We start from the raw sequence: 24075 nt of genomic DNA, 5'->3' as shown, positions 1-24075 counted from the left end.
TGAGCGCCCCTTTTTATCTCTAAACTAGCTCTTTTGAATCATCTAACTTAACAGCTTGAGAGTTAACCATATTTAATATTTCTTCTTCTGTATAACCTAACTCTTTAAGAACTTCTTCTGTATGTTCTCCTACTCTTGGAGCTGGTGTATATTCTTTTATTCCCATAGTTTTAAACTTAACTGGTCCGTTTACTAGCACACCTTCATTTCCATTTGCATATTTAGTTTTAAATAGAAAATCGTTTGCCCAAGCTTGCTCATCTTCAAGTATATCTTCACAACTTTGAACTTTTTCAAATGGAAGGTCTGCTTCTTCTAATAATGCTGACCATTCATCTAGTGTTTTCTCAAGCATTGCTGCTCCAACTATTTCAACCATTTCATCAACGTGTAATGGCATTACTTTTATATCATTGAATCTTTCATCTTCCATTATTTCTGGTCTATTTATAACGTTACAGAATTTTGGAAGCCATTTATTATATTGAATTAATGCAAGTTGTATCCATTTACCATCTTTACATTTGTAAGTAGTCATAAGTGGACTATTTGGCTTAGCTCTTGATATAGGCATTGTGTTTCCATATTGAGCTGTAGTAATCATCATTCCCATTCCATAAAGTGCTGTATGGTATAAACTTACTGTTACTCTATCCCCTTCACCTGTCATTTGTTTTTTGTAAAGAGCTGCTAAGATACCTGCTGTTAATGAAACTCCTGCATAGTGATCTCCAAATGCTGCTGCTGTATTACAAGGAGAAGTTCCTTTTTCCATAAGAGATTGACTAACTCCACCTCTTGCAAAGTATGCTGTATAGTCAAATCCTGGTTTATCTTTTAATGGTCCATTTTCTCCATATCCAAGTATATGAGCATGTATAAGAGCAGGGAATTCATCTTTTAATTGATCATAAGTAAGACCTATTTTTGAAAGAGCTTGTTCTCTAACATTAGTGATAAATATATCAGCTTTAGCTAAAAGCTTATGAATTATTTCTACTCCTTCTTTTGTTTTTACATTTACACTTATACCTTTTTTATTTCCATTCTCTAATTCAAACATTGGATTTTCTTCATCTGTACATGGAGATTTGAAAGTTCCACCCATAACTCTTATTCCATCTCCACCAAGTGGCTCTATCTTAATTACTTCTGCGCCCCAATCCCCAAGTAATTTGGCGCAGCAAGGAGCTGCTACGAAACTTGATAATTCAACAACCCTAACACCTTTTAGTAATGCTTTATTATCCATAACTCAACCTCCTATAATTATAAACATCATATAATATTTAATTTAATTTAATAATTAATAATTCTAAAAATAAGTTTTAAAAACTTTTGAGATAAATTTTATTTTGATACTTATTTTGTTAAGCATTTATCGTGCCAAAAGTTATTTTTTTAATGAAATAGTTAATTTTTACACATTCTCTTGTGTTTTGTTTTTTTATATTTCTATTAATTAATCTAATTTCCATTGCAAAATACCTCTAGAGTATTGCAATTTGCAAGACTTTTTATTTTCACTATTTTTCAAATATATATTTCATTTAAATTTGATTGAAAATTTATCCATTTAGATTGTTGTAAAATTAACTAAGTGTATGTTATGATTTAATCATAATAGCATATTGTTAGTTAATTATTTAATTTCCATATGCTATTTATAGTTATGTGCTTTTTTATATTTTGACTATAATTTGTCATTATATAAATAATTATTATAATAGATGAGCTACTCATATAAATATATTGTTATAGTGTTTTATTTATATTACTTTTTTAATTGTATAATAGCTTGTCTATTAAAAAATAAGGGGGCTTTAATATGAAAATATTAATGTTTAGTACACGTGAACATGAATTACCTGCAATAGCAAAATGGATTGAGGAGAATGGGAACAATGTTCAAGTCGATACAATTGAAGAAGGCTTATCATCAGTGACTGTTGACAAAGCTAAAGGGTACGACGGAATTTCTATTCAACAAACTAATCCAATTGATGACGCTATAATTTATGAAAAATTAAAAGAATTTGGAATAAAACAAATAGCTTCTAGAGCAGCTGGTTTTGATATGATTGATTTAGACCAAGCTACTAAAAATGATTTAGTTATAACTAATGTACCTGCTTATTCACCAAACTCAGTAGCAGAACTTGCGGTAACTCAGACAATGAATCTCCTGAGAAACATGCACCTTATTAATAGAAATGTTAATACTGGGGACTTTAGATGGTCAGCTAATTTAATTGCAAGAGAAATTAGATCTACTACAGTAGGTATAGTAGGTACAGGTAAGATCGGTTCAACTGCTGCACAGTTATTCAAAGGACTAGGTGCAAATGTTATAGCCTATGATGCTTATCCTAACGAAGATCTAAAAGAAATTTTAACTTACAAAGATTCTTTAGATGATCTTATGAAAGAAGCTGACGTTGTGTCTTTACACACACCTCTTACTGAAAGTACAAAACACATGATAAATAAAGATAACCTGAAATTAATGAAAAAAGATGCTTTTTTAGTTAATACAGGTAGAGGTGGAGTTGTTTGTACAGACGATTTAATTGAAGCTTTAGAAAATAAATATCTATATGCTGCTGCTTTAGACACATTTGAAACTGAAGGTACTTTCTTAAACAAAGTAATACCTCATCACGACCTTACTGATCCTCAAGTAAAGAAATTATTAAATATGGAAAATGTCCTATTTACTCATCATATAGGCTATTTTACTACTACTGCAGTTGATAATTTAGTAAGCACTGCATTAAATTGTGTAAAAGAAGTGTTAGCTACTGGTGATAGCGTTAATAATGTATTAAAACTTGTAAATGCTTAATAGCTTTTAGCTATATTTAAATAAATTTATAAACTTAAAAGGCTATCTTAAATCACATAAAGTGACTTAAGATAGCCTTTTATTATATTTATATATATATTAATTTAATTTACTAATCACGGCATAATAATGCTACAGATTCAACGTGCATAGTATGTGGGAACATGTCTACTGGTTGAATTTCTTTACATTTATATCCTCTTTCATCTAAATAAGCTAAATCCCTAGCTAAAGTTGATGGATTACACGATACATATACAACTTTATCAGGTTCCATAGATACTATAGTATCTAGTACTGACTCTTCACATCCCTTTCTAGGTGGGTCTACAACTACTACATTCGCTGTTTTGCCTTCTTTGTATAACTTAGGAACTACTTCCTCTGCTTTACCTACAAAGAATTCTGTGTTTTCTAGCTTATTTAATTTTGCATTTATTTTAGCATCTTTTATAGCATCTCCAACAATTTCAACACCATAAACCTTTTTTGCTTTTTGAGCTAAGAATAAAGATATTGTTCCTATTCCGCAGTAAATATCAAATACTGTGTCATTTTCTTTTAAATCAGCATATTCTAATGCTTTATTATATAAAACTTCCGTCTGTGATGGATTAACTTGGAAAAACGATAATGGAGATATTTCAAAAACTAAATCTCCTATATAGTCATTTATCTTCCCATCACCATATATAACTTTATTTTCTTTTCCTAAAATTACATTAGTTTTTTCTCTATTTGTATTTAAAACAAGAGTTTTAAAACCTGGCACATTTTCCTTTAATACTGACGCTAATTCATTTAAATATGGAAGTTTCTTTCCGTTCGCTACTAAAACAACCATTACCTCTTTAGTTTCAAATCCAACTTTAGTTACTAAATGTCTTAATACTCCTGTATGAGTCTTTTCATCGTATATACTAACATTATAAGCTTTTATATAAGTTTTTATTATTTTAATTATTTTATCATTTACATCATGTTGAATTATACACTTATCTGTAGGAATCACATCGTGACTCTTCTTTTTATAAAAACCTATAACTGTTTTTCCATCTATTTTTTGTATTGGAAATTGAGCTTTGTTTCTATATCTAAATGGATTCTCCATTCCTAATGTTGGATGAACTAGTGTATCATTTAATTTACCGATTCTACTAATAGTTTGCTTTACTTCATTAGTCTTTATGTCTAATTGCTTTTGATAGTCTAACTCTTGTATTTGACAACCTCCACAATCAGATAGTTTATCTGAGCATACTCTTTCAACTCTAAATGGAGATTTTTCTATTATTTCTACTATTTCTCCAACTGCATAGTTTTTTTTAGATTTAGTTATTTTTACTTTTAGCTTGTCGCTTATCAAGCCACCATCTACAAAAACTGTAAACCCGTCATGCTTACCAATTCCAACGCCACCTTGACCTATATCAACAACGTCAACTTCATACTCTCTGTCTTTTAATAGCATAGACTTTTCCTCCGAACATAATAATTAAACTACAAAAACTTATTTTACCAAAAAAATAGGAGCTTATAAAGCCCCTATATTAAATATAGCACAAATTTTTTGAATTTATAGTTTTATAATACTCTACTTGCTCCTCTATATATAACGCCTCTAGCTGTATCAACTGTGATTACTTCACCATCATTTACTAAGTCCATTATATTTTTAGCTGAAACTACTACTGCTTTATCTAGGTTTATACCTACTATAGCAGCATGAGATGTCATTCCACCATCTTCAGTTATTATAGCCCCACATTTTTCTATATATGGATTCATATGTGCATCTGTCATATGAGTTACTATTATATCGCCTTCTTCGAAGTCTAAAACTTCATTTTTATTATCAAATATTCTTACTCTACCTTCTACAGTTTTAGTTCCTACACCTATACCATTAGTTATTTCTTCACTTACTACATGAACTTTTATTAAGTTAGTAGTTCCGCTAACTCCAACTGGAACTCCTGCAGTTATAACAACTAATTCTCCATTTTGTAAGTAAGAAGCTTCTTTAGCTGCATTTATAGAGTTTTCTATAACTTCATCTGTATTTGTAGCTTCGCTTGCCATTATAGGATATACACCCCAAGTTAAAGCTAATCTTCTCATAACTTTTTCATCATTTGTAGCAGCTATTATAGGACATTCCGGTCTGAACTTAGATACCATTCTAGCTGTGTGTCCTGAAGATGTTGAAGTTATTATAGCTGAAGCTTTTAAATCTACTGAAGTTGTACATGTTGCATGACTTATAGCATCTGTAACATTTACTCCGTTAAGTTTCTTATTTTTTAATAATTCATTGTAATTTAAAGTTTCTTCTGTTCTCTTAGCTATAGTAGCCATTGTTTTTACAGCTTCTACAGGGTATTTACCAGCTGCAGTTTCTCCTGATAACATTATTGCATCTGTTCCATCATATATAGCGTTTGCAACGTCTGTTACTTCTGCTCTTGTAGGTCTAGGATTTCTTATCATAGAATCTAACATTTGTGTTGCAGTTATTACTGGTTTACCTAATTCATTACATTTTCTTATCATCATTTTTTGAGCTATAGGTATTTCTTCTGTAGGTATTTCAACACCTAAGTCTCCTCTAGCAACCATTATACCATCAGAAACTTTTAATATTTCATCTATATTATCTACACCTTCTTGGTTTTCTATTTTAGATATTATTTGTATATCTGTAGCATTATTGTTTTCTAATACTTCTCTTATAGCTAAAACATCTGATGCCTTTCTTACGAAAGATGCAGCTATGTAATCTATACCTTGTTGTATACCAAATTCTATATCACTTATGTCTTTGTCTGTTATAGCAGGTAAATTTATTTTTACTCTCGGTACGTTAACACCTTTATGATTTTTAACTATTCCTGAGTTTTCAACTACACAGTGTATTTCTTCCCCTTTTACTTCCTCTACTCTAAGACCAACTAGTCCGTCATCTATAAGTATAGTGTCCCCAGTAGTAACATCTTCTGCAAGACCTTTATAACTTACTGTACACATTTCCTTAGTACCAACAACGTCTTTCATTGTTATTGTGAACTTTTGTCCTTCTTCTAATAAAACCTCTGGATCTTGGAAGTTTCCTGTTCTTATTTCTGGACCTTTAGTATCTAATAATATAGCTACTGGTTTATTTAATTTTTCTCTAACCTTTTTAGCCATATCGAATCTTTCTTTGTGCTCTTCATGAGAACCATGAGAGAAGTTGAATCTGCATACGTTTAATCCATTTTCTACAAGTTGAGTTAAAGTTTCCTCGCTTTGTGATGCTGGTCCTAATGTACAAACTATTTTAGTCTTTTTTATCCCTTTTAACATGTTAGATCCTCCTAATTTATATAGATAATATTTTTACCAATTCATAAGTTTCATCATCAAATTTTCTTTTCATAGCTAAAGCTTCATATATATCTAAATCTATAATCTTATTATCTTTTATACCAACTACTCTAGCTGATTTACCATCTAATAATAATTCTACAGCACGTACACCCATTCTACTTGCAAGTATTCTATCGAATGCACTCGGACTTCCACCTCTTTGAACATGTCCTAATACTGTTATTCTTAAATCAGCTCCTGTTCTAGAAACTATTTCTTTTCCTAGCTCACTAGCGTTTCCAACCCCTTCAGCTAAAACAATTATACTATGTCTCTTTCCTCTTTTTTGAGTAGTTTTTAATCTTTTACAAACATCATCAATTTTGAAATCTATTTCCGGAACTATAACTGTTTCTGCTCCACCAGCAAGACCTGCATATAAAGCTAAATCTCCACAGTGTCTTCCCATAACCTCGACAATGTTAACCCTTTCATGAGATGAAGATGTATCTCTTATTTTCCCTATTGCATCTATTATAGTATTCATTGTTGTATCAAAACCTATAGTATAATCTGTATATGGTAAATCGTTATCTATAGTTCCTGGTATTCCTATTGCTGGGAATCCTAAATCACTTAATTTTTGAGCTCCATTAAATGATCCATCTCCACCTATAACAACAAGACAATCTACTTTATATTTTTTAAGTATTTTTACTGCTACAGCTCTTCCTTCTTCTGTTTTAAATTCTTCACATCTAGATGATTTTAATATAGTTCCACCTCTATGTATTATATCCCCAACTGAAGATAAATTCATTTCTTGTATGTCTTCTTCTATTAATCCTTTATACCCTCTATTTATTCCATAAACCTTACACCCATAGTATATAGCAGATCTAACAACAGCTCTTATAGCTGCATTCATACCTGGCGCATCTCCTCCACTAGTTAATATACCTATAGTTTTCATTAACATTACCTCCTAGTTGATTAATATATTTCATTTTTTAAGGGACATTTTAAGTCCCTATATTATATTTTCATCCCAGTGTAATTAAAAAAATTCAGATAGTAGCGAAACTATCTATTTTTTGTCTATTATATCATAATTTCGCTACTTTTTTATATAATAAAATTTTAAATACCCTTAAAATTTTACTTTTATATTTGTTTTTGGCAATATATGTTCCAATTCATTAATTAAATTTTCGTTTATATTAACCTTTATATGGTTCCATTTATATACCTGTTTTATATTTTCTGCATATATATATATATCATTTTCTCCCGGGTATTTAGTTACTACCGATATTAAATCATTTACTAAGTCTTTATTTTCTATAGAATTAATTTTCAAGTATAAAGTAGGCTTATCTTTATTCCCACTATCATTCATATCTCTTATTTCTCTAGCTATAAGTTTTGCATTTTCGTCTTCTTTTATACTCAATCTTCCATCTATATAAATAATTTTATCTTCTTGGATAATTGTATTATATTTTTGAAGAACTTGAGGAAAAACTATAACTTCTATAACTCCAAATAAATCTTCTAATTCAATTATGGCCATTAAATCATTTCGTTTTGTTGTTCTTATAGTTTTATTTATTACTATACCACCCATCGTTACTTCTCTTTCATTTAAATTTAGATAAGTAATATAGTCGTCTTTTATTTCATTTAGTTCAGCATTATTTATTGTAGTATTTCTTTTTATTTCATCTTTATATTGAGATAATGGATGCCCACTTACATACATTCCTAATACTTCTTTTTCTAAATAAAGTCTTTCTTTTTCTTCTAATTCTTTTACATGTGGTAATGTATACATACTTTGTATATCATTATTTATAGATTCATCCATTTCAAATCCATCAAATAATGAAACTTGTCCTGCTAAATTTTTCTTTCTATCCATAGATATACTTTCAAGAAGTTTTTCATATCCAAGAAGTAAGCTAGCTCTATTGTCGCCCATTTCATCAAAAGCTCCACATTTTATAAGACTTTCAATTATACGTTTATTTAGATCTTTTGAATCTAACCTTTTACAAAACTCATTAAAATCTTTAAATTCTCCGCTACTTTCTCTTTCTTTTATTATATTATTTAATACATTTACACCTACATTTTTTACTGCTGCAAGTCCAAATCTTATACTTTTATCTTCAACTGAAAATTTAGTAAAACTTTTATTTATATCTGGTTTTAAAACATCTATTTTTAGGCTATTACACTCTCTTATATATTCAACAACTTTGTCTGTATTACCCATGACGCTAGTTATTAATGCTGCCATAAATTCGACAGGATAATGAGCTTTTAAATATGCTGTTTCATATGCTAAAACTCCATATGCAGCGGCATGACTTTTATTGAATGCATACTTCGCAAAGTCAATCATATCATCGAAAATTTTGTTACCTATATCTTCAGGTACTCCATTTCTAACACATCCAGCTATTTCAAGTTCTCCATTTTCATCTGTCTTACCATGGATAAAATATTCTCTTTCTTTTTCCATTACATCCATTTTCTTTTTACCCATAGCTCTTCTAACTAAGTCGCTACGTCCGTAACTATATCCACCTAAGTCTCTAACAACTTGCATTACCTGCTCTTGATAAACTAAACACCCATATGTAACTTCCATTATAGGTTTTAGTTTTTTATGAAGATATTCTACATTTTCAGGATTATTTTTATTATTTATATAAACTGGAATAGAATCCATAGGTCCCGGTCTGTATAAAGATATTCCGGCTACTATATCCTCAAAATTATCCGGTTTAAGCTGCTTCATAAAGCTTCTCATACCAGCACTCTCTAACTGGAATACCCCTAGAGTGTTTCCAGATGAAAGCAATTCATAAACTTTAGGATCATCATACTCCATTTTGGAGAAGTTTATTTTTAAATTATGATTTTTTTCTATTAAATCAAGTGCATCTCTTATTACTGTTAAGGTTCTTAATCCTAAGAAGTCCATTTTTAATAGACCTAGTTCCTCTAAAGTTGTCATTGTAAACTGAGTAGTTATAGCATCTTGATGCTTATATAAAGGGACATACTCATCTATTGGCTTTTTAGATATAACAACTCCTGCAGCATGTGTTGATGCATGTCTTAACATTCCTTCTATTTTTCTTGAAACATCTATTATTTCTTTTGTCTCTGAATCTTCTTCATATAATTTTTTCAGATTAGGATTTGTATCTAATGCTTTATCTATTGTCATTCCTAGTGCAAAAGGAATTTCTTTTGCTATATTATCAACTTTGTTATAACTAACGTCTAATACCCTTCCAACGTCTCTTATAGCAGCTTTTGCTCCCATTGTTCCAAATGTTATGATCTGAGCAACATGATCTTCACCATATTTCCTTTTTACATAATCTATAACTTCTTCTCTACGCTCATAACAAAAATCTATATCTATATCGGGCATAGATACACGTTCTGGGTTTAAGAATCTCTCAAATAATAGAGAATATTTTATTGGGTCTATATCAGTAATATATAAAGTGTATGAAACTATAGATCCAGCAGCACTACCTCTACCTGGGCCTACCATAATACTATTTTCTCTTGCAAAATTTATAAAGTCCCAAGTTATCAAGAAGTACTCTACGTAACCCATTTTCTCAATTACACCTAATTCATACTCTAATCTATCTAAAATCTCTTTTGAAGGCTTTTTATATCTCTCTTTAAGCCCCTTAAAGCATAACATCCTTAAATATTCTTGAGGTGTATATCCATCAGGAACATCGTATTGAGGTAAATGTATAGTATTGAAATCAAATTCAACATTACACATTTGTGCAATTTTAGAAGTGTTATCTAAAGCTTCTTGAACTTCAGGAAAAATTTCTTCCATTTCTTCTCTAGATTTAAGATAGAATTCATCACTCCCAAATCTCATTCTAGCTGGGTCATTTACAGTTTTACCCATTTGTATACACATTAATATATCATGTATCTTTGAATCTTCTTTTCTTACATAATGGACGTCATTAGTTGCTACCAATCCAACTCCAATTTCTTTAGAAAGTCTTATTAACTCTCTGTTAACTTCTTTTTGCTCAGGTAAATTATGATCTTGAATTTCTAAATAATAATTTTCTTCGCCAAAAATTTCTTTATACTTCAAAGCTATATTTTTAGCTTTATCATAATTTCTATTCATCAATGCTTGTGATACATCTCCTGCTAGACAAGCAGAAAGTGCAATGATACCTTCACTATGTTTTTTAATTTCATCTATATCAACTCTTGGTTTATAATAAAATCCTTGTACATATGCTGCTGATACTAACTTAATTAGATTTTGATATCCTGTAGTATCTTTAGCTAGAAGTATTAAATGTCCCTGAGATTTATCAAAATTAGGGTCTTTATCTTTCATTCCTCTAGGTGCTGTATAAACCTCACATCCTATAATCGGCTTTATTCCTTCTTTTTTTGCTACTTTAAAAAAGTCTATGGCCCCAAACATACATCCATGGTCAGTTATTGCAACTGCACTCATATTTAATTCTTTAGCCCTGTTTACTAAATTTTTTATTCTTGAAAAACCATCTAGCAAACTATATTCTGTATGAACATGTAAATGTACAAAATCTTTGCTCAAAGACCTCACCTCCTGCTTATAGAAGTAATTTTACCACAATATATCCCTCTTAATCAAAAAAAGAGGCATAATGCCTCTTATTCGAATTTCAATCTTAAATTATCTGCTATTTGTTCTATTTTCCTTAACCTATGGTTAACTGCTGATTTACTTAATTGAGGACTAGCCATTTCTCCAAGTTCTTTTAATGTTAAATCTTCATACTCTATTCTTAAAACTGCTATCTCTCTTAAGTTTGGTGGAATGTGATCTAATCCTACTTTTTGTTGTATATACTTTATATTTTCTATTTGCCTAACAGCTGCATTAACAGTTTTTGATAAATTAGCTGTTTCACAATTAACAATTCTATTTACGTTGTTTCGCATTTCTTTTACTATCTTTGTACTTTCAAGGCTTAATAAAGCTTGGTGAGCTCCTATTATATTTAATAAATCTGATATTTGTTCACTTTCTTTTAGATATACTACGTAATTATTTTTTCTAGATACAGTTTTTGAATTAAATCCTAACGAATTTATAAGATCCTTTAAGGACTCTGCAAATTCTTCATTATTTGTTACAAATTCTAAATGGTAATTTTTTTCTGGATCGCTAATAGAGCCTCCACCTAAAAAAGCACCTCTTATAAAAGCTCTAATACAGTCATTGTCTTTAATAAGACCCTCAGGAACTTTATTCATCGTAAAGAAATAATCTTCTTGAGATAAAATACCTAACTCTCTTAATAAATTTTCCGCACCCATTTCACTAGTAACCATAAGTACATAACTGCTATTTCGTTTTAACATTTGATTTTTGTTTACCGATATCTCTGTGTTAATTCCAAAATTAGATTTTAATAATTTAAAAATCTTTCTAGCAGTCGAGTTTAACTCAGTACTTATTTTTAAATTTAATTTTTTATACCCAGCGATTTGTATACTTCCTGCTAATCTGACTATTGCAGAAAGTTCACTTATATTACAGCATTCATTATCCGAAAAAATTCTAGCTAACTCATTTTTTGTTTCTGCTGAAAAAGACATCTTTCATCACCTATAGTTAATTCTTTTTTAATCTTTTTTTAATCTCGTCTAAAGCAACTTTTATAATTTCTTTTTCATCGTCATATCTAGCTAAATCTACTACTCTATCTAAGTGAACAAACTTAGCATCGATGAAACCTTCCTCTTTTTGAGGAATAGTATCCATATTTCTTGCTTGCATTAAATACCAATATACAGTTTTATGAACTGCTTTATTTTCATCCCAATTTTCCTTGAAAGTATAATGTATTTCACCTAAATACTTTAGTATATCAGCCTTTACACCTGTTTCTTCTAGAACTTCTCTAAGTGCTGCATCTTCCTTATTCTCTCCAATTTCAACTTTTCCTTTAGGCAATACCCAGTCTCCATTAAATTTTCTAAGTAAGAGCACTGCATTACCAAACAATACTACGCCCCCGGCACTAACCTCTTCTCTCATTGGTGTTCACTCCTTAAAATAACATAATAATAAGGATTTCTACATAAATTTTTAAAATCCTTTTTTACTTCTCATTATCATAAATATGACTTAGTGCCAAATTAACAACTACATTAGATATGTAATCTGCATCGTGTCTTATATAGTTACTTTTTATTTCTACTAAATTACATTCTACCACTTTTATTCCCATATCTTCCAGTGTTTGTTTTTGTTTTTTGTCTAATAATACTTGGCTTGCACCATCTTTGTTATAAATTTCAAATACAGGTTTTGGTAAAACTTCATTGTTAGTTATTACTATATCAATTATATTTTCCCCACAATGTTTATTTATAGCATTTATATGGTCTACAACATTAAAGTTATCAGTTTCTCCAGGTTGAGTCATTATATTTGATATATACACTTTAGGAGCTTCAGATTCTTTTATTGCATCAATAACTCCATCTACTAATAAATTAGGCATTATACTTGTATATAAACTTCCTGGACCTATAACAATAATATCTGTGTTTTTTATAGATTTAATAACTTCATCTAGTGGTTTAGCATTTTTAGGTTCTAGTTCTATACTCTTAATTTTTGTATTTTGAACTCTCACTTGATTTGGTATGTTGGATTCACCTTTTACTATATTTCCGTTATCAAGATTTGCTATTAAATTTATATCTTCTAGCGTTACAGGTAAAACTCTACCTGTTATAGCAAAAACTTCACTCATTTTATAAACAGCGGTTTCAAAACTTCCGTAAACTCCATTCATAGCTGCTAAAAATAAATTTCCAAAGCTTTGACCTTTTAAAGCACCCTCTGTAAATCTATATTTCATGACAGCATCCATAGTAGGCTCCATATTAGCTAATGAAAGTAAACAGTTTCTTATATCTCCAGGAGGTAACATACCTAAATCTTCCCTTAATACTCCTGATCCTCCACCATCATCAGCAACAGTTACTACAGCCGTTATATTAGGAGTGTAATGTTTTAGTCCTCTTAAAAAGACTGATTGACCTGTTCCTCCTCCTATTACAACTACTCTAGGTTTTTCTTCTTTTATATTATTTTTTATAGTTTTATTAGAGTTTTCTTTTTTTTCTTTAAGGTATAAAAAAGCTACGCTTATTGAAAAAATCCACCCCACTAATCCTATAAAAATTATTACTGATGTCATAATTCCCTCCAAATTTTATCTAAGAGTGTAATCTCTATGTTTTTTTACAACTCTATAGCCCTTTTTGATCAAATCGTCATAAAGTAAATTAGAAATTGTTACAGATCTATGTCTCCCACCTGTACACCCAATAGCTATAACTAAATGACTCTTTCCTTCTTCAATATAATGAGGTATTAAGAAATCCACCATATCTTCTAACTTAGCAAAAAATTCTCTACTTACATCAGAGTCCATTACGTAATCTCTTACAACTTGATCTTCCCCTGTTTGAGGTCTTAACTCTTCTACATAATATGGATTTGGTAAAAATCTAACATCAAATACTAAATCTGAATCTATAGGTATTCCATGTTTAAATCCAAATGAAACTACAGATATTGTAAGTTTAGGAGTTTTTTCTCCTTCTATATATAACTTGCTTATTTCATCTTTTAAATCCCTAGGTTTCATATTACTAGTATCAATTATACTATCAGCCTTATCCCTTAAGGTTTGAAGAATTTCTCTTTCCTCTTTTATTCCTTCTGTTATTTGAGTAGATTTAGCTAATGGATGATTTCTCCTAGTCATTTTATACCTTTTTACTAAAATATCATCTGCGCAATCTAAAAATAAAACTTCATATTTATAATTTTCTTTTTCTAAGTAACTTAAACTTTCATGTAATGTCTCAAAGAACTCTCTTCCTCTTATATCTATCCCTAAAGCCACTTTGTCTATATTAGAGTTTCCTTGATAACATAACTCCGCAAATTTAGTTATAAGAGTTGGAGGTAAATTGTCTACGCAATAAAATCCAATATCTTCTAAAGATTTCATAGCTTCACTTTTTCCTGATCCAGATAATCCTGTTACTATTATAAATCTCATACTATCTCCCCCTCTTAAAGTTTAATATTTTTTATAAGGCTAAAATCCAAGTTTGCTTCTTTTGCAATTTCTAAGGCTTTTTCAAAATTACCAACGTTATTTGGAGTATGTGCATCTGATCCTATAACAAACTCTACACCTATATTTTTCACCTTGTTTATTTGCTCAACACTCAAGTTGCCATGATGTGAATTTATTTCTAGCAAAGTATTGTGTTTAGCAGCCGCCTTTGCCACTTCATCAATATATACGTCCCCTTTATCTCCAGGGTGAGTAACTATAAATAAATCATTATTTTCAATGGCATTTATTACAGCTCTTGTGTTGTAATCTTTGCAATGTCCTTTAATTCTTAAATAATTAAATGTATGGTTAAGAGCGCTTTTTATAGATGTAGGCATTGATCCAAAATGATAACCCGCCATAGTGTAATCTAACATTTTAGAGATTTTATAATCTACATCTATATTTCCTTTATCATCTAATATATTACATTCCATCCCTAAAAGTATTTCTATTTCAGTATACTTTTCATTAAGCCTGTCTATTTCTTCTCTCATTTTCGCTATATTATCATATTTAACTCCATATGCAATATGCTTATACCCATGATCTGATATACCTATCTTCTCGATATTTTTTTCAATAGCCACTTTTACATTATCTTCAATGCTTCCTTTTCCATGGCTGTATACAGTGTGAGTATGATAATCAGCTATTATTTTCATATTATTATTCATCTCCTAGTATTTTAACTTCCTCTTCTAGCATAATACCAAATTTAGAATTCACTATATTTTTAACTATATATATTAAATCTAGTATATCTTTAGCTGTCGCATTTCCTAAGTTGACTACGAATCCAGAGTGTTTTTCTGAAACTTGAGCTCCTCTTAAAGTTAATCCTTTTAATCCACTATCTTCTATTAGTTTTGCTGCAAAATACCCTTCTGGTCTTTTAAATGTACTTCCTGCACTTGGTAGATTTAAAGGTTGTTTTGTCACTCTACTTTTTGTTAATTCTCTCATAGATTCTCTTATTTCTTCAAAGTTACCTTCTTTCAATTCTATAATTGCAGATAATACAATATATTCCTTTTTACTTATTATACTCTTTCTGTAAGAAAACTGCATTTCTTCATTACTTAATTCGCATATATTTCCTTCAAAATCCATAAGTTTAACACTTTTTACTATATCTTTCATTTCTCCGCCATATGCACCTGCATTCATAGCTACAGCTCCACCTAAAGTTCCTGGTATACCTGCTGCAAACTCAAACCCTGTAAGGCTTTCATTTAATATAGCTTTACCCATAAAAGAAAGTAATGCTCCTGATTGTGCATAAACAGTATTTCCTTCTATTCTAAACTCATTGAAATTGTCAGCTATTTTTATAACTACACCTCTTATTCCTCTATCTCTAACTAAAAGGTTTGATCCATTACCGACAATTAAGTATGGTATCTCTTCCTTTTTTAATAAAGATACTAAATCTTTTAGCTGTTCTTCATTTCTTGGTTTTACTAAAAAATCCGCTGGACCTCCTACCTTAAACGATATGTGATTTTTCATCGGTTCGTCTAAAAGTATGTCTTCCTTATTTAATATATTTAATAAATGTTTATATATAAATTCCTTATTCATTATATTTCCTCCTAATTGGTGTTCTTTATTCATTTAATTTCTTCTTTACATTAAAATTATCCATATACTATAATAATGTATTAAAAACAAAATAACAATATACAAAAAACCTTGAATTGAGACTAAAAAACGTTGATATAACTATCAACGTTTTTTATTTGCTATTAAAGTTTAATCAATCTTCTTTTAAATAACAATTATAATATATATATGGAACTATAATAGCCCCTCCAACTATATTCCCAAGTGTAACTGCTATTAAATTAAAGATTAATTGTAAAATCGATACATCAGCTCCTAGTGCCATTCCCATAGGAATAAAAAACATATTAGCTATACTATGTTCAAATCCACATAAAACAAATAACATAATAGGAAACCAACACGAAAAAATTTTAGAAACTATATCTTTTCCTGCGGTTGCAAACCATACAGCTAAAACAACAATAATATTGCACATTACTCCTTTTAAAAAAGCACTTGTAAATCCTAAGTTTGCTTTGCTTTGTGCTATATTTATAGACTTTATAGCTGCATCTTTAACCAAAGTATCACTAAAATAAACAAACGCCACAAGTGTAATTGCTCCTATAAAATTTGCTATATATACTAATACCCAATTTCTAATCATTTCCTTCGTTGTTATTTTTTTATCCATAACTGCCATTGTCATAAGGTTATTTCCTGTAAATAACTCAGCTCCACAAACTACAACTAACATAAGTCCTATTGGAAATATACTTGCTCCTGCAAATTTTGCTAATCCTGGGTCTTTTATAGTCTGACTAATTAAAATATTACCTAACGCCCCTAACCCGATAAATAAACCTGCTAAAATACCTAGTAATATACTTTTTTTCGTAGATAATTTTGATTTCTTTATCCCCGATTCTATAGTTGCATTCGCTATTTCTATTGGAGTCAAAAAATTTTTATCCATAAAAATTCCCCCTAAAATTTATATATTTAATTATATGAAGCTTGTTGTAATTAATTTCACAAATAATTAGAAACATTACTATAATTTAAAATTCATTTTTAAATTTATCAAAATCTAGTCGAGCCAAGACTTTGACTAAACTTTCTCAATGTTTGAAATTTAATTAAATAAAATAATTTTTTATTTCCTAAATTTTGTATTTTCTTGTATGTCGTTTTTTGTATACAAAGGAATTAATTTGTTGTATAATTGTTGAAGTTGTGTATTTATAAAATTTTTAAATTAATTATAATATTTTTTGTATTAGGAGGAATTTTAAATGAGTGATAAAAAAATGCTTACACCTGCTGAAGTTGCTGAGTATACTTTACATGCAGGAATAAAAAAAGCTACTACTCCAACTAAAAAAGTTTTAGTTTCTGCATTTTTAGCTGGAATGTATATAGCTTTAGGAGCTTTAGGTTCTATTGCTGCATCATATAACTTATTAGCTAATCCAGCTACTTACGGATTAGGAAAAATGGTTGCTGGACTTATGTTCCCTGCTGGTCTAGTACTTATATTAATAGCAGGTGGAGATTTATTTACAAGTAACATTCTTATAACACTAGCAGCGTTAAAGAAAAAAGTAACTTGGGGCCAAACTTTTAAAAACTGGTCTTTAGTTTGGATCGGAAACTTAATAGGTGCTGCTTTTGCTGCCGCTTTAGTTGCTAAATCTGGTGTATTTGACTGGAGTAATGGTTTATACGGGGGAGTTGTTATAAAAACTGCTGTTGGTAAATCAAACATAGAATTCTTTGCAGCTATAGCTTCAGGTATAGTATGTAACTTATTAGTTTGTGCTACTGTTTGGGCTTCATATGCAGCTAAGTCTGTTTCAGGAAAAGTAATAATGGGTTGGTTAGGAATATTCGTATTCGTATGTATAGGAGTAGAACACGTTGTTGCTAATATGGGATATTTATTAGCTGGTTTAATTGTTAAATTAAACCCAACATATTTAGAAGCAGCTCATAAAACTTTAGCTGATGTTGCAAACTTTAACTTTGGAAATGTTTTATTACATAACTTCCTACCAGTTACTATAGGTAACATAATAGGTGGTATGATAATCGCAGGATCTTACTACTTCTTATTTATGAGTAAAAACGAAAATTAATATTATATATTGTTAAACCCTCTTATTATGCATAAGAGGGTTTTTATATGGTTAAATTTTTGTCTTTTTGTTATAATTAATATAATTATCCAATTACGTAAAATGCATTTCAAGGAGGGGATTATCATTTTATCTGTAATTTTTTCATATGAATTTTTGGTTATAGCTCTATATGTTATTAACTTTTTAGTCATTCTTAATATGATATTTAGAGAAAGAAGAAGTATAGAATCTTCAGTTGCTTGGATTTTAATTTTAACAATAGTTCCTCCAGCAGGTTTTGTTTTATATATAGTGTTTGGTAGAAAAATGAACAAAGTTAATATGTTCAAATTAAAAAAAGAGGAAGATAAAAAATTAAAAAGCAGAATGATTGAATCTGCAGATTTCTTACAGTACTCAGAGAAATTTGAACCTAGTATAGTAGAACATAGAGATATGATTTACTCTTTAGCTACCTTAAATAGCGCTCCATATACTACAAACAATAAAGTTTCAATTTATACTGATGGTTACGAATTCTTTGATGAATTAAAAGCTCAATTAAAAAAAGCTAAAAAATATATTCATATTGAGTTTTATATTTTTAAAGACGATGGAATAGGAAATGAAATTTTAGATATTCTTATTGAAAAACTTTCTGAAGGTGTAGAGGTTAGACTTCTATATGATACAGTTGGAAGTAGACTTTTATCTGAAAAAGGAATTCAAAGGCTAAGAAAAGCTGGGGGTAAGATCGGAGCTTTCTTCCCTTCATTCTTAAAGATAATAAACTTCAACTTAAACTTTAGAAATCACCGTAAAATAGTTGTAATCGACGGCGAAGTAGGATTTGTTGGTGGATTTAATGTTGGGGATGAGTACTTAGGAAAAGATCCTAAGTTTGGTTACTGGAGAGATACTCATACTAAAATAGTAGGATCTGCAGTAAATGATTTAAATCTTAGATTTATGATGGACTGGAGATATACTACTCATGAAGATATTAGTTTTACTAAATATTTAAATGATGATATTAATCCGTATAACGGCAATGTAGGAATACAAATAGTTAATAGCGGTCCTGATTTATCAGAAATAGATGAGATTAAATATGGATACTTAAAAATGATTCAAAAAGCTAAAAAATATTTATATATCCAATCTCCATATCTTATATTAAATAGTTCTTTGCTTGATGCTCTAAAAATAGCATGTTTATCAGGTGTAGATGTAAGAATAATGATTCCATCTAAACCAGATCATCCATTTGTATATTGGGCAAGCTATTCTTATGCTGGAGAACTTTTAAAATTTGGAGCTAAAATTTATACTTATGATAAGAATGCTTTTCTTCATTCAAAAACAGTGGTTATAGATGACTCAATTTGTTCTATAGGTACTGCGAATATGGATATCCGTAGTTTTGAACTTAATTTTGAAGTCAATGCATTTATGTATTGCTCTGATGTTGCAATTAAACAAAAAGAGATATTTGAGTCAGATATAGAAAAATGTGTACAAGTAACTCAGGAAATGTATGATAACAGATCTAGAGTTATTCAGTTTAAAGAATCTATATCAAGGCTTCTATCTCCTGTTTTATAAAACAAAAACACCTAAAATAAATATATTATTTTGGGTGTTTTTATTTTATTTTTTGTTATTTTTTTATTTTTTGAAAATTTAGAAATTTGGTAAAAACTTTATAGTAAATACGCTATAATATGTATATCACGACAAATATATTAATATATTATAAAATAAAGTTTTAGTTTAATATCAAGGAGGTTCTGTATGTGTAGATGTTCTCAATGTAACAATGATGTATTTGAAGAATTAGATGAATTTATAGATTCTTTACCTACTAAAAAAGGGGCTCTAATTCAAGTTTTACACCATGCACAAGGTCTATTTGGTTATTTACCAAAAGAAGTGCAACTTCATATTGCAAAAAAATTAGATGTATCACCAGCTAAAGTTTATGGTGTTGTAAGTTTTTACTCTTACTTTACCACTGAACAAAAAGGTGAATATAAGATAAGTGTCTGTCTAGGCACGGTTTGTTTCGTAAAAGGTGCAGACAAAATACTTTCTGAATTTGAAAAACAATTGGGGATTAAATCTGGGGAAACTACATCTGACCTTATGTTCTCTCTTGAAGGTCTTAGATGTGTTGGAGCTTGTGGCCTAGCTCCTGTAGTTGTTGTAAATGGAAAAGTTTATGGTCAAGTTAAGGTTGGTCAAGTAAAAGATATAATAGCTGAATATAAACAAATAGAAGCTACTTGTTAATTAAGGGGGAAGGGAATAGATGAGTAAAATAAAGTCATTTAATGAGTTAAGAGATCTAATCGATGAGTTAAAACCAAATTTATCTTTAAGAAATAATACAATCCATGAAAATAGTAAAAAAGAATTACTAGTTTGTGGAGATACAGGCTGTAGAGCTGCAAATAGTATGCCTATAATCGATAGTCTGAAAGCCGAAATAAAAAATGCAGGTTTAGAAGATATTGTGAGTGTATCTTTAACAGGTTGTTTTGGTTTTTGTGCTCAAGGTCCAATTGTTAAGGTTCATCCTGATAACGTTTTTTATGTAAAAGTTAGTGCCGATGATGCCAAAGAAATTGTTCAAGAACATTTAGTAAAAGGAAATGTAGTAGATAGATTGTTGTATTTGGAAGCTTCAGAAAATAAAAAGGTACATGCTTCTGAGGATATTTCTTTTTATAAACAACAAATGCGTATAGCTCTACATAATTGTGGATATATAAATCCTGAAAAAGTTGAAGATTATATAGCAAACGATGGTTACTTAACGCTTGGTAAATGTATAACTGAGTTAACACCTGAACAAGTTATAGAAGAAGTAAAAATTTCAGGACTTAGAGGTAGAGGCGGTGCAGGATTCCCAACAGGAATAAAATGGGAAGCTACTAGAAAATCTATCTCTGATCAAAAGTATGTTGTTTGTAATGCAGATGAAGGTGATCCTGGTGCATTTATGGATAGATCTATATTAGAAGGAGACCCGCATAAAGTCCTAGAGGCTATGGCTATTTGTGGTTATGCAGTAGGTTCAGATACTGGTTATATTTATATAAGAGCTGAATATCCACTTGCTATAGAAAGACTTCAACTAGCTATATCTCAAGCTAAAAATTTAGGACTTCTTGGTAATAATATATTAGGAACTGATTTTAACTTTAATATAGAACTTAAATACGGAGCTGGTGCATTCGTCTGTGGTGAAGGTACAGCATTAATGAGATCAATAGAAGGTAATCGTGGAGAGCCTAGAATGAAAACTTATAGCTCAACTAAAAAAGGTCTTTGGGATGTTCCAACTTGTGCAAATAACGTTGAGACTTTTGCCAATATACCTCCTATTTTGAGCAATGGCGGTAATTGGTATAAAAATATAGGAACTGAAAAATCTTCTGGAACTAAAGTTTTTGCTCTTGGAGGAAAGATAAATAATGTAGGACTTGTTGAAATACCAATGGGTACAACTCTAAGAGATGTAATATATAATATAGGCGGTGGTATACCGGATGGTCGAGAGTTTAAAGCAGTACTTACAGGTGGTCCATCTGGAGGTTGTATTCCTTCTGATTACTTAGATACTCCTATAGATTTTGATAATTTAAGTAACCTAGGTTCTATGATGGGTTCAGGAGGTATGCTTATTTTAGATGATACTGACTGTATGGTTGATATCGCCAAGTTCTTCTTAGGATTCACAGTCGAAGAATCTTGCGGTAAATGTACACCTTGTCGTATAGGTAATAAGAGACTACTTGAAATATTAACAAAAATAACAGATGGAAAAGGTACTGAACAAGATTTAATAGATTTAGAAAATTTATCTAAAACTATAGTAAGTACATCTTTATGTGGATTAGGAAAATCTGCTCCTAACCCAGTTCTAAGTACTCTTAACTATTTCTATGATGAATATAAATCTCATGTTATTGATAAAAAATGTCCTTCTGGCAAATGTCAAGCACTATTAAACTTTGTTATAACTGATTCATGTATAGGGTGTACAAAATGTTCTAAAGTTTGCCCTGCTGGATGTATATCTGGTTCAGTTAAAGAAAAGCATGAAATAGATGTATCAAAATGTTTGAAATGTGGAGCTTGCATGGACAACTGTAAATTTAATGCAATAATTAAGAGATAAGGGGGATAATCGATGAGTCTAGTTAATTTAACTATAAATGGTAAAAATATATCTGTTGAGAACGAAACTACAATACTTGATGCAGCTAAAAAATTAAATATAAAAATTCCAACATTATGTCATCTTCATATGGATGAAATAAATATGCATAATAAATGCGCTTCTTGCCGTGTATGTATGGTTGATACTAAAAGAGGTTTAGTACCTGCTTGTGCTACTAATGTTAAGGAAGGTATGGAAGTTCAAACTAATACTCCTCGTGCTTTAAATGCAAGAAGAACTGTGGTTGAACTTTTATTATCAGACCATCCTCAAGATTGTTTGGTTTGTGATAAAAATGGAAATTGCGAACTTCAAACTATTGCTCATGACTTAGGAGTAAGAAATATAACTTATCAAGGTGAAAAAACTAATTTAGGAATTGATAATTCTAGTAAGTCTATAGTTAAAAACCATGATAAATGCATACTTTGCAGAAGATGTGAAACTATGTGTAGTGAAATACAAAAGGTAGGAGTTTTATCAGGAGTTAATCGTGGATTTGAAACTATGGTATCTACATTCTTTAACGAAGATATGGCTAAAACTAACTGTTCTTTCTGCGGGCAATGCGTTGCTGTCTGTCCTACAGGAGCTTTATCTGAAGTTAATAATATAGATTTAGTTTGGGATGAGATTAATAACCCTAAAAAGACAACAGTGGTTCAAGTTGCTCCAGCTGTAAGAGTTGCTTTAGGTGAAGAATTTGGGCTTGCTCCAGGTACTATAACTACTGGAAAGATGGTTTCTGCTCTTAAGTTATTAGGTTTTAAATATGTATTTGATACAAACTTTGCAGCTGATATAACTATACTTGAAGAGGCTTCTGAATTTATAAATAGATTAAAGGAAAATAAAAATTTACCAATTTTAACAAGTTGCTGCCCTGCTTGGATAAACTACTTAGAACACCATTATCCTGAATGTTTAAATTTAGCTTCTAGCTGTAAGTCTCCTCAAAACATGTTTGGAGCTATAGCTAAAAACTACTTTACTTCTAAAATAAATATATCTCCTAAAGATATAACTGTAGTTTCTATTATGCCTTGTATCGCAAAAAAATATGAAGTTTCTAGAACTGAACTAGGAAATGATGGTATTTTAGATGTTGACGTATCTATCACTACTAGAGAACTTGCTAAAATGATAAAAGAATCTGGAATAGATTTTTTAAATTTAGATGATGAAAATTTCGATAATCCAATGGGCGAATCTACAGGTGCAGCCGATATATTCGGTACTACAGGAGGCGTATTAGAAGCTGCTCTTCGTACATCTTACGAATGGGTTACTGGTCAAGAACTAGAAAGTTTAGATTTTAAATCTGTTAGAGGTCTTGATGGAATAAAAGAAGCTAGTATTACTATTGGAGACTCAATAATAAATGTTTGCGCTGCTAGTAGTTTAGGAAATGCAAAGAAAATAATGGATGATGTTAAAGCTGGTAATTCTAAATACCACATAATAGAAATAATGGCTTGTCCTGGAGGATGTATAGCAGGAGCAGGTCAACCTTATCACCGCGGAGATTATTCTATAGTTAAATCAAGATCTGAAGGATTATACAATATAGATTCTAACAAAGAAATCCGTAAATCTCATAAAAATCCTGCAGTAAATACACTATATGACGAGTTTTTAGGTAATCCATGTGGTGATTTAGCTCATAAATATCTTCATACTCACTACTTCGATAAAAGCAACTTTTTCGAATGTGATGAAGAATTAGCTAAAGCTACTGAATAGTAAATTTGCTTATATTAAACATAAAAA

The 24075-nt window shown here is 30.1% G+C and carries 18 protein-coding genes; 6 read left to right on the top strand and 12 right to left on the bottom strand.

The features are described from left to right. Positions 1–19: 19 nt before the first annotated feature. Positions 20–1252 carry a CaiB/BaiF CoA transferase family protein gene (locus GFJ41_RS07765; RefSeq protein ID WP_053832117.1) on the bottom strand — a complete coding sequence of 411 codons (1233 nt, stop codon included), beginning with the start codon at positions 1250–1252 and terminating at the stop codon, positions 20–22. A gap of 576 nt (positions 1253–1828) precedes the next feature. Between GFJ41_RS07765 and GFJ41_RS07760 the strand changes: the two genes are divergently transcribed. Then, complete coding sequence (locus tag GFJ41_RS07760; RefSeq protein ID WP_170075034.1) at positions 1829–2845, top strand: D-2-hydroxyacid dehydrogenase; 1017 nt, start codon at positions 1829–1831, stop codon at positions 2843–2845. Positions 2846–2957: 112 nt separating this feature from the next. On the opposite strand, the gene rlmD is transcribed toward GFJ41_RS07760, so the two are convergent. From rlmD to GFJ41_RS07705, 11 genes are all read right to left on the bottom strand, one after another. After that, a complete protein-coding gene (rlmD, locus tag GFJ41_RS07755; protein WP_021430269.1) occupies positions 2958–4316 on the bottom strand; it encodes a 23S rRNA (uracil(1939)-C(5))-methyltransferase RlmD in 1359 nt (452 codons plus the stop codon). Positions 4317–4429: 113 nt separating this feature from the next. Then, the gene (pyk, locus tag GFJ41_RS07750) at positions 4430–6190 is read right to left on the bottom strand and encodes a pyruvate kinase (RefSeq protein WP_170075033.1); all 1761 of its coding nucleotides are present in this window, start codon (positions 6188–6190) and stop codon (positions 4430–4432) included. 16 nt (positions 6191–6206) lie between these two features. Then, on the bottom strand, positions 6207–7166 hold the full coding sequence (pfkA, locus tag GFJ41_RS07745; protein ID WP_021434155.1) for a 6-phosphofructokinase: 960 nt from the start codon (positions 7164–7166) through the stop codon (positions 6207–6209). Between the two features lie 177 nt (positions 7167–7343). After that, entirely contained in the window at positions 7344–10829 is a 3486-nt protein-coding gene (locus GFJ41_RS07740) for a DNA polymerase III subunit alpha (protein ID WP_170075032.1), read from the bottom strand. 77 nt (positions 10830–10906) lie between these two features. Beyond that, positions 10907–11857: a DNA-binding protein WhiA gene (gene whiA, locus GFJ41_RS07735; protein ID WP_021430259.1), complete on the bottom strand. Its 951-nt coding sequence runs from the start codon at positions 11855–11857 to the stop codon at positions 10907–10909. A 16-nt stretch (positions 11858–11873) separates the two neighbouring features. After that, positions 11874–12299, bottom strand: a complete 426-nt coding sequence (locus GFJ41_RS07730; RefSeq protein WP_021430207.1) for an NUDIX hydrolase — start codon at positions 12297–12299, stop codon at positions 11874–11876. 64 nt (positions 12300–12363) lie between these two features. Further along, the gene (gene mgfK, locus GFJ41_RS07725) at positions 12364–13473 is read right to left on the bottom strand and encodes a gluconeogenesis morphogenetic factor MgfK (protein WP_170075031.1); all 1110 of its coding nucleotides are present in this window, start codon (positions 13471–13473) and stop codon (positions 12364–12366) included. A gap of 15 nt (positions 13474–13488) precedes the next feature. Further along, positions 13489–14346: an RNase adapter RapZ gene (gene rapZ, locus GFJ41_RS07720; protein ID WP_021430270.1), complete on the bottom strand. Its 858-nt coding sequence runs from the start codon at positions 14344–14346 to the stop codon at positions 13489–13491. A 14-nt stretch (positions 14347–14360) separates the two neighbouring features. Beyond that, on the bottom strand, positions 14361–15074 hold the full coding sequence (locus GFJ41_RS07715; RefSeq protein ID WP_021430183.1) for a PHP domain-containing protein: 714 nt from the start codon (positions 15072–15074) through the stop codon (positions 14361–14363). Between the two features lie 4 nt (positions 15075–15078). Beyond that, positions 15079–15993 carry a UDP-N-acetylmuramate dehydrogenase gene (murB, locus tag GFJ41_RS07710; RefSeq protein ID WP_170075030.1) on the bottom strand — a complete coding sequence of 305 codons (915 nt, stop codon included), beginning with the start codon at positions 15991–15993 and terminating at the stop codon, positions 15079–15081. 175 nt (positions 15994–16168) lie between these two features. Beyond that, entirely contained in the window at positions 16169–16933 is a 765-nt protein-coding gene (locus GFJ41_RS07705) for a formate/nitrite transporter family protein (RefSeq protein WP_170075029.1), read from the bottom strand. Between the two features lie 319 nt (positions 16934–17252). Between GFJ41_RS07705 and GFJ41_RS07700 the strand changes: the two genes are divergently transcribed. The 5 genes from GFJ41_RS07700 to GFJ41_RS07680 all read left to right on the top strand — a co-directional run bounded on the left by GFJ41_RS07700 (position 17253) and on the right by GFJ41_RS07680 (position 24048). Then, positions 17253–18095 carry a formate/nitrite transporter family protein gene (locus GFJ41_RS07700; RefSeq protein WP_170075028.1) on the top strand — a complete coding sequence of 281 codons (843 nt, stop codon included), beginning with the start codon at positions 17253–17255 and terminating at the stop codon, positions 18093–18095. Positions 18096–18197: 102 nt separating this feature from the next. After that, entirely contained in the window at positions 18198–19682 is a 1485-nt protein-coding gene (gene cls, locus GFJ41_RS07695) for a cardiolipin synthase (RefSeq protein WP_170075027.1), read from the top strand. A 189-nt stretch (positions 19683–19871) separates the two neighbouring features. Continuing rightward, positions 19872–20369 carry an NADH-quinone oxidoreductase subunit NuoE family protein gene (locus tag GFJ41_RS07690; RefSeq protein WP_170075026.1) on the top strand — a complete coding sequence of 166 codons (498 nt, stop codon included), beginning with the start codon at positions 19872–19874 and terminating at the stop codon, positions 20367–20369. Between the two features lie 19 nt (positions 20370–20388). Further along, a complete protein-coding gene (locus GFJ41_RS07685) occupies positions 20389–22263 on the top strand; it encodes an NADH-quinone oxidoreductase subunit NuoF (protein ID WP_170075025.1) in 1875 nt (624 codons plus the stop codon). Positions 22264–22275: 12 nt separating this feature from the next. Further along, positions 22276–24048, top strand: a complete 1773-nt coding sequence (locus GFJ41_RS07680) for an NADH-dependent [FeFe] hydrogenase, group A6 (RefSeq protein WP_035117197.1) — start codon at positions 22276–22278, stop codon at positions 24046–24048. Positions 24049–24075: the final 27 nt, after the last annotated feature.

It is taken from the genome of Paraclostridium dentum (genome assembly GCF_012922555.1).
Classification (GTDB): Bacteria; Bacillota; Clostridia; order Peptostreptococcales; family Peptostreptococcaceae; genus Paraclostridium; species Paraclostridium dentum.
Note: the sequence above shows the minus strand (reverse complement) of the source record. Positions and strands in the feature narration are given on the sequence as shown.

Bases quoted from the DNA above. Each gene is read 5' to 3' on its own strand.
- GFJ41_RS07765 (WP_053832117.1), bottom strand. From the start codon at position 1,252: ATGGATAATAAAGCATTACTAAAAGGTGTTAGGGTTGTTGAATTATCA.
- GFJ41_RS07760 (WP_170075034.1), top strand. From the start codon at position 1,829: ATGAAAATATTAATGTTTAGTACACGTGAACATGAATTACCTGCAATA.
- rlmD (WP_021430269.1), bottom strand. From the start codon at position 4,316: ATGCTATTAAAAGACAGAGAGTATGAAGTTGACGTTGTTGATATAGGT.
- pyk (WP_170075033.1), bottom strand. From the start codon at position 6,190: ATGTTAAAAGGGATAAAAAAGACTAAAATAGTTTGTACATTAGGACCA.
- pfkA (WP_021434155.1), bottom strand. From the start codon at position 7,166: ATGAAAACTATAGGTATATTAACTAGTGGAGGAGATGCGCCAGGTATG.
- whiA (WP_021430259.1), bottom strand. From the start codon at position 11,857: ATGTCTTTTTCAGCAGAAACAAAAAATGAGTTAGCTAGAATTTTTTCG.
- GFJ41_RS07730 (WP_021430207.1), bottom strand. From the start codon at position 12,299: ATGAGAGAAGAGGTTAGTGCCGGGGGCGTAGTATTGTTTGGTAATGCA.
- mgfK (WP_170075031.1), bottom strand. From the start codon at position 13,473: ATGACATCAGTAATAATTTTTATAGGATTAGTGGGGTGGATTTTTTCA.
- rapZ (WP_021430270.1), bottom strand. From the start codon at position 14,346: ATGAGATTTATAATAGTAACAGGATTATCTGGATCAGGAAAAAGTGAA.
- GFJ41_RS07715 (WP_021430183.1), bottom strand. From the start codon at position 15,074: ATGAAAATAATAGCTGATTATCATACTCACACTGTATACAGCCATGGA.
- murB (WP_170075030.1), bottom strand. From the start codon at position 15,993: ATGAATAAGGAATTTATATATAAACATTTATTAAATATATTAAATAAG.
- GFJ41_RS07705 (WP_170075029.1), bottom strand. From the start codon at position 16,933: ATGGATAAAAATTTTTTGACTCCAATAGAAATAGCGAATGCAACTATA.
- GFJ41_RS07700 (WP_170075028.1), top strand. From the start codon at position 17,253: ATGAGTGATAAAAAAATGCTTACACCTGCTGAAGTTGCTGAGTATACT.
- cls (WP_170075027.1), top strand. From the start codon at position 18,198: ATGCATTTCAAGGAGGGGATTATCATTTTATCTGTAATTTTTTCATAT.
- GFJ41_RS07690 (WP_170075026.1), top strand. From the start codon at position 19,872: ATGTGTAGATGTTCTCAATGTAACAATGATGTATTTGAAGAATTAGAT.
- GFJ41_RS07685 (WP_170075025.1), top strand. From the start codon at position 20,389: ATGAGTAAAATAAAGTCATTTAATGAGTTAAGAGATCTAATCGATGAG.
- GFJ41_RS07680 (WP_035117197.1), top strand. From the start codon at position 22,276: ATGAGTCTAGTTAATTTAACTATAAATGGTAAAAATATATCTGTTGAG.